At 69.9% G+C, this 2,550-nt stretch carries 4 protein-coding genes; all 4 read right to left on the bottom strand.

What is annotated here, in order from left to right; translation table 11 throughout:
- Positions 1-491: pyridoxine 5'-phosphate synthase (locus AC1D15_RS26600; RefSeq protein ID WP_477828360.1), on the bottom strand; the 491-nt coding region annotated here is incomplete at its 3' end.
- 7 nt (positions 492-498) lie between these two features.
- On the bottom strand, positions 499-1,290 hold the full coding sequence (recO, locus tag AC1D15_RS26595) for a DNA repair protein RecO (protein WP_477828359.1): 792 nt from the start codon (positions 1,288-1,290) through the stop codon (positions 499-501).
- Positions 1,291-1,299: 9 nt separating this feature from the next.
- Entirely contained in the window at positions 1,300-2,259 is a 960-nt protein-coding gene (era, locus tag AC1D15_RS26590) for a GTPase Era (RefSeq protein ID WP_052211190.1), read from the bottom strand.
- A 60-nt stretch (positions 2,260-2,319) separates the two neighbouring features.
- On the bottom strand, positions 2,320-2,550 hold a 231-nt coding region (locus tag AC1D15_RS26585; RefSeq protein WP_477828358.1), incomplete at its 5' end, for a putative dsRNA-binding protein.

Genomic DNA, 2,550 nt, shown 5'->3' with positions numbered 1-2,550 from the left:
GCGGCCATCGCCTGCGGCTCGGGATCCATGAAGAGGCTGACGCGCACGCCCATGGCATGCACTTCGGCGATCAGCGGCGCGAGGCGCGCGGCATCCTCGGGGAAGCGCCAGCCGTGGTCGGAGGTCGACTGCTCGACGCTGTCGGGCACGAAGGTGCACTGGTGCAGCGGCAGGCCGCGGCGCTTCAGCTCGCGCGCGAAGTCCATCAGGTTGTGGAACGGGTTGCCTTCGATGTTGTATTCGATGTGCGGCGTCGCCTGCAGCAGTTCAGCGAGTTCGTAGACATCGCCGGCGCGGATGTGGCGCTCGTCGGGCCGCGGGTGCACGGTGATGCCCTGCGCGCCGGCCTGCAACGCCAGCTCGGCGGCGCGGGTCACGCTCGGGATGCCGAGGTGGCGGGTGTTGCGCAACAGCGCGACCTTGTTCAGGTTGACCGACAGCGCGGTCAGGCCGCGGTGGGGATCGGTGCCCGTTGTCTGGAGGGGGTTCATGGTGTCGTCAGCGCTCCAAGGCTTGCACGTCGAGCATCACCTGCCGCGTGCGCAGCACCGGTGAGCCCAGATGATAGTGAAGCAGCGCCCGCAGCAGCAGCTTCAGTTCCTGCAGCGCCGGCGCGCAGGCCTGCTGCAAAGCCACGAGGCTGCCGTGCTGCAGCGCGGCCTGCAGGCCGACCAGCGTCTGGCCGGCCAGCTCGTTCTCGCGGCCGCGTGCGGTCACGACACCCTGTTCCGGCAGCAGCAGGTAGCGCCCCGCGGGATCGACCTCGGCCTGCGTCATCGTCACGCAGCTGAGGTCCGGCAGCACGCCGACCTGCTGCAGCAGCGCCAGCTCGAAGGCGCGMAGCGCCGCTTGCACGATGCCGTCGTCGGCGGACGCCATCAGCGGCAGCGTCTCGGCATAGGCGTCGAACAGCGCCGGATGGGCATCGCTGCGGGCGAGCAGCTTCATCAGCAGCTCGTTCAGGTAGAAGCCGCTGAACAGCGCCGCGCCGGTCAGCATCGCGTGGCCGCCGGCCCATTCGGCACCGCGCAGCGTCTGCACCTCGCTGGTGGACTCGGCGGACGGCTCGGCGGCGCGCGGCGGCTTGCCGAGCGTCACCTGGATGCGCTGGAACGGCAGCAGCACCGAGCGCAGCTGCGAGTACGGCCGCTTGGCGCCCTTGGCCACCACGGCGATGCGGCCCTGCTCGCGGGTGAACAGGTCGAGGATCAGGCTGGATTCGCTCCAGTCGTAGCGGTGCAGCACGTAGGCCGCCTGCGTGGCCGGTGGGCGCGCGGGGCGGGTGGCCATGCGCGGCGGCTACTCGTAGCCGTAGGTGCGCAGATGCTCTTCGTCGTCGGCCCAGCCCGATCGCACCTTCACCCACAGTTCGAGGAACACGCGGCCGTCCATCAGGCGTTCGAGCTCCTGGCGGGCCTCGGAGCCGATGCGCTTCAGGCGCTCGCCGTCGGCGCCGATCACCATGCCCTTGTGCGCATCGCGCTCGACGATGATGGTCGCGGCGATGCGGCGCAGCGCGCCCTCTTCCTCGAACTTGTCGATCACGACGGTGGAGGTGTAGGGCAGTTCGTCGCCGGTCAGGCGGAACAGCTTTTCGCGGATGATCTCGCTGGCGAGGAACTTCTCGCTGCGGTCGGTCAGCGCGTCTTCTTCATAGAACCACGGCGCTTGCGGCAGGTAGGGCTTCACGATGCCCAGCAGGCGCTGCACGTCGCTGTCCTTTCGGGCGGTCAGCGGCACGAACTCGGCGAAGGCATGGCGGTCCTGCATGCCCTTCAGCCAGGGCACGAGGTCGGCGCGGCGGTGCACCGCATCGAGCTTGTTGGCGATCAGCATCACCGGCTTGTCGGCCGGCATCAGCGCCAGCACCTTCGCGTCGTCGAGCCCGAAGCGACCGGCCTCGACGACGAACAGCACCACGTCGACATCGCCGAGCACGCCCTGCACGGTGCGGTTCAGCGTGCGGTTCAGCGGTGCGCTGTGGCGGGTCTGGAAGCCGGGCGTGTCGACGAACACGAACTGCGTGTCGTCGACCGTGCGGATGCCGGTGATGCGGTGGCGCGTCGTCTGCGCCTTGCTGGAGGTGATGCTGACCTTCTGGCCGACCAGCGCATTCAGCAGCGTCGACTTGCCGACGTTCGGCCGGCCGACGATCGCGACCAGGCCGCAGCGCGTGGCCACGGCTTCACCGGGCTCGGCGGCGGCGCCAGTGCCGGTGTCGCCGTCGTCATCGGCAGGGGTCTCGGGGATGTCGGTCATGCGGGGGTGGCCAGGAAAGTCGTCAGCAGGAAAGTCGTCGACAGGAGGGGTCGGGGAGCGTCAGGAGCGCAGCGCGCTGCCGGGCTTGTCATTCGCCTTCAGCGCGACCAGCATGCCACGCGCGGCTTCCTGTTCGGCGGCGCGGCGCGAGCGGCCTTCGCCGGTTTCGGTGAGGCCGAGGGCCGGCACCGCGCACTCGACCTCGAAGGTCTGCGCATGCGCCTGCCCGCGGGTGTTGACGATGCGGTAGGCCGGCACCGGCAGGCGGCGCGCCTGCAGCCATTCCTGCAG

Source organism: Rhizobacter sp. P2_H2 (assembly GCF_056403375.1).
This window is presented reverse-complemented; position numbering and strand designations above follow the sequence as displayed.